Raw genomic sequence first — 2,926 nt, 5'->3', positions numbered from 1 at the left:
GTGGAACCGGCCGGTGGAGGGCACCGTCGATGTCGAATCGTGGGAGCAGTTCGTCGAGTTGGTCGGCGCGCACCGGTCCGCGCTCGGCGGGTGACGCCATCGCGCCGACGAGCGATCACGTTAGGGTAGGTGCATCCCACCGGCTGGGACGGTCACACCGCTCCCACCGGATTGCCGTCGGCAGTCGTGAACAGACGGGACACAAGCCAACCATTCCCGAAAGAAGGCAACCATGACCAAGCGACGCATAATCGCAGCGTTCGCCGCGAGCGCTCTGGTGCTCGCCGCGTGCGGCGGCGACGACGACACCAGCGCCGAGGACGTCGTCGACTCCGCCGACGAGGCCGTCGACGATGCCGCCGATGCCGCCGACGAGGCGCTCAGCGACGCCGAAGACGTTGCCGACACTGTCGTCGACGAGGTCCAAGACGAGGTGTCCGACATGAGCGACGAGTCATCGGACATGGCGTCGGACATGGCGTCGGACATGGCGTCGGACATGTCGAGCGACATGTCGAGCGACATGTCGAGCGACATGTCGAGCGACATGAGTAGCGAGATGTCGTCTGACATGTCGAGCGACATGGCGATGCGCGAAGACTGGCCCGAGTCGCTCGTGTTCACGCTCACCCCGTCCCAGGAAGCCGGCGGCCTGATCGACACGGCCCAGCCGCTCGCCGACGCCCTCTCCGATGCGCTCGGCATCCCGGTCGAGGCCCTCGTGCCGTCCGACTACGCCGGCGTGATCGTCGCCCTCCAGTCCGGCCAGGCCCAGGTGGCCGGCGGTCTCGGACCGGCTCAGATGGTCCTCGCCGCCGATACTGCCGGTGCCGACCTGGCGCTGCAGGCCATTCGCTTCGGATCGTCGCAGTACGTGACCCAATGGTTCACGAACAACCCGGACGAGTACTGCGCCGACGAGCCCGTCGACGTCCCGGACGACGACGGCAACTCGATGCTGTTCTGCAACGGCGTCGACGCGGCGACCGATGCGACCGACGGCCCGCTCGGCCTCGACATGCTCCCGAAGGTGGCCGGCAAGACGGTCTCGTTCGTCGACCAGGGTTCGACCTCCGGGTTCCAGATCCCGGCGCTCGAGCTGCTCGATGCCGGCGTCGACCCGTTCGACGACATCACGGCGATCTTCGCCGGTGGCCACGACTCGTCGGTCCAGGCCGTCTACGACGGTGACGCCGAAGTCGGCGTGTCCTTCAACGACGCCCGCGGTCAGCTCACCGAGACCGTGCCGGACGTCGGCGAGCAGGTCATCGTATTCGGGTGGTCCGAGCCGATCCCGAACGACGGCTTCGCCATCGCCGGTGATCTGCCGGATGACCTCAAGCAGGCGATCATCGACGCACTCGTCGACTACGCCGACACCGAAGAGGGTGCCACCACCCTCGACGAGTTGTACGAGATCGACGGTCTCGTCCCGGTCCCTGATGGTTCGTACGACGTCATCCGTGACCTGCAGGAGCAGCTCGGCGATCGTCTGGGCTGACCCCATCCGAATCACCATCATCATCTGAACTGCGCATCGGGCCTCGTCCACACGGACGGGGCCCGATGCCGTTTCGGTGGACAATTCCGCAGGTCCTCGACCGGTGACTACGCTCGCCGACACAGGCAACCAGGACCGCCAGTACGACCGGGAGACCGCAGCACATGATCCGTTTCGAGCAGGCCAGCGTCACCTACCCCGGCGGGGTGTCGGCGATGAAGGACCTCGACCTCGAGATCCGTGAAGGGGAGTTCGTCGTGATCGTCGGGCTCTCCGGTGCCGGGAAGTCGACCCTGGTCCGAGCGATCAACGGCCTCGTCCCGCTGACGAGCGGGAAGCTCGACGTCAACGGCCACGACGTCCCGAGCCTCAGCCGGTCCCAGATGCGCGACCTGCGCAGCGAGATCGGGATGATCTTCCAGGGTTTCAACCTCGTCGACCGCACCACCGTGCTCAACAACGTCCTGATGGGTCGCATGCACAAGGTCGCCGGCTGGCGCACGCTGCTCGGCAAGTACCCGCAGGCAGACATCGAGATCGCGGCGCGGGCGCTCGATCGGGTCGAGATCCTCGAGAAGGCGTACGTCCGGGCCGCCAACCTCTCCGGGGGCCAGCGCCAGCGCGTCGGCATCGCCCGCGCCCTGGCCCAGGAACCATCGATCATCCTCGCGGACGAACCGGTGGCGTCGCTCGACCCACCGACGAGCCACGTCGTGATGCGCTACCTCCAGCAGATCAGTCGCGAGCTGGGCATCACCACGATCGTCAACCTCCACTTCCTCGACCTCGCGATGGCCTACGCCGATCGGATCATCGGGCTGCGTTCCGGTGAGCTCGTGTTCGACGGGCCCGGGTCGGAGGCCGACGAGGACGTATTCCGCGACATTTACGGGCGCAGCCTCACCGCGGACGATACGATGGACAAGCAGGCTGCTCTGTGACCGACGCCGCACCGGCGGTCTCGCTGCCCACCCGGCCAAAACGGTCCGTTTTCGCGATCTGCGTCGGCATCGCGGCGGTCGCCATGACCTTCGTCTGCGCATCAACCGTCGGTTTCTCGTTCATCGAGATCTGGGAGAACTTCGGTCGCACCAACCCGGTCGCCCAGGGCCTGCTTCACATCCGGTGGGGCGAGATGTTCTCGGAGCGGTCGCGGCGGGCGTTCCTGGAGACGCTCCAGCTCGCCGTGCTCGGCACCGCGGGAGGCGTCTCCGCATCGCTGCCGCTGTCGCTCTGGTCGACCACGATCGGCAACCCGCACCGACCCTCGCGCTACGTCCTACGGGTCTTCATGAACATCATCCGTTCGATTCCCGACCTGCTGTGGGCCGGGTTGTTCGTGCTCGGGGTCGGAATCGGGGCCCTCGCCGGGCTGCTGGCACTGTTCTTCTTCTCGCTGGCGGTCATGTCGAAGCTGATCGCCGA

The 2,926-nt window shown here is 66.7% G+C and carries 3 protein-coding genes; all 3 read left to right on the top strand.

The features are described 5' to 3' along the window. Positions 1-232 precede the first annotated feature (232 nt). Positions 233-1,501 (top strand): phosphate/phosphite/phosphonate ABC transporter substrate-binding protein, encoded by a 1,269-nt coding sequence (locus ACR2FV_RS02445; RefSeq protein WP_434014132.1) that lies wholly within the window; start codon positions 233-235, stop codon positions 1,499-1,501. A 164-nt stretch (positions 1,502-1,665) separates the two neighbouring features. Continuing rightward, entirely contained in the window at positions 1,666-2,442 is a 777-nt protein-coding gene (phnC, locus tag ACR2FV_RS02440; RefSeq protein ID WP_434014131.1) for a phosphonate ABC transporter ATP-binding protein, read from the top strand. Then, positions 2,439-2,926: PhnE/PtxC family ABC transporter permease (locus tag ACR2FV_RS02435; RefSeq protein WP_434014130.1), on the top strand; the 488-nt coding region annotated here is incomplete at its 3' end. The genes phnC and ACR2FV_RS02435, both read left to right, overlap by 4 nt.

Origin of the sequence: Ornithinimicrobium sp. (assembly GCF_051004135.1) — a bacterium.
Classification (GTDB): Bacteria; Actinomycetota; Actinomycetes; order Actinomycetales; family Dermatophilaceae; genus Ornithinicoccus.
The sequence above is the reverse complement of the archived record's forward strand: the minus strand, read 5'-3'. Positions and strand labels throughout refer to the sequence as shown.

What these genes read in the sequence shown, in the direction of transcription:
- ACR2FV_RS02445 (WP_434014132.1), top strand. Translation starts at nt 233, where the DNA reads ATGACCAAGCGACGCATAATCGCAGCGTTCGCCGCGAGCGCTCTGGTG.
- phnC (WP_434014131.1), top strand. Translation starts at nt 1,666, where the DNA reads ATGATCCGTTTCGAGCAGGCCAGCGTCACCTACCCCGGCGGGGTGTCG.